This is a genomic window from Vibrio sp. Vb0349, from assembly GCF_033338975.1.
The window spans coordinates 1-1061 of the sequence record NZ_JAWOTS010000421.1 but is presented as its reverse complement, the minus strand read 5'-3'; the positions used below and the strand labels follow the sequence as shown (position 1 = coordinate 1061).

Annotated in this window: 1 protein-coding gene; it reads right to left on the bottom strand. The window is 42.4% G+C overall.

Features of this window, described 5'->3' with window-relative positions:
• Positions 1-152 precede the first annotated feature (152 nt).
• The gene (gene galU, locus R7Q47_RS26310; protein WP_318090268.1) at positions 153-1025 is read right to left on the bottom strand and encodes a UTP--glucose-1-phosphate uridylyltransferase GalU; all 873 of its coding nucleotides are present in this window, start codon (positions 1023-1025) and stop codon (positions 153-155) included.
• Positions 1026-1061: the final 36 nt, after the last annotated feature.

Genomic DNA, 1061 nt, shown 5'->3' with positions numbered 1-1061 from the left:
TTCTATTTTATCCATCGTTTTTGCTCTATGTATAACCAAGTGGGGCAAGTATTACATAGTGTGAGAAATGTGCAAAGGAATACTGGACAAAAAAACAGTAAACAAAAAGCCCGGTATAAAACCGGGCTTTAGAGTCTAGGCTGATGAAAGGTTTACACTTCTTTCTTTGTTGCGTGCTTACCTAATTCAGACTTCTTTTCATCTTTTAGGTACAAGTTTTCGAAACAGTAGTTTGTTGCTTCAATGTAGCCTTCTACGCTACCGCAATCAAAGCGCTGACCTTTAAATTTGTATGCCAAAACACAACCAGATTGAGCTTGTTGCATCAGCGCATCAGTGATTTGAATCTCGCCACCTTTGCCTGGCTCTGTATTTTCAATCAGTTCAAAGATATCAGGTGTCAGAATGTAACGACCAATAATCGCTAGATTGCTAGGTGCAGTGCCTGGTTCTGGCTTTTCCACCATGTTATCAATGCGGAAGATATCATCTTTGATCATCTCGCCAGCAATCACACCGTATTTATGCGTTTCTGATTCCGGAACTTCTTGCACCGCAACGATTGAACAGCGGAACTGTTTGTACAGCTCAACCATTTGCGCTAGAACGCCTTGATCCTCATTAACACAAAGGTCATCCGCAAGCACTACAGCAAACGGTTCATCACCGACCAATTCACGTCCCGTAAGAATAGCGTGACCTAAGCCTTTCATTTCACGCTGACGGATGTAAGTGTAACTCGCAGAATCAATCAAAGAACGAATATCATCAAGCAGCGCTTCTTTACTTGTACCGCTAATTTGATGCTCTAACTCATAGTTTTTATCAAAGTGATCCATTAACGAGTGCTTACCACGACCCGTGACGATGCACATACCGTCCATACCGGCTTCAATCGCTTCTTCAACACCGTATTCAATCAATGGCTTGTTCACCACTGGCATCATTTCTTTCGGCATCGACTTAGTCGCTGGAAGGAAACGTGTACCGTAACCCGCAGCAGGGAATAAACATTTTTTAATCATAACCATTACCAACTAAAAAAAGGCTCCTCTGAGGGA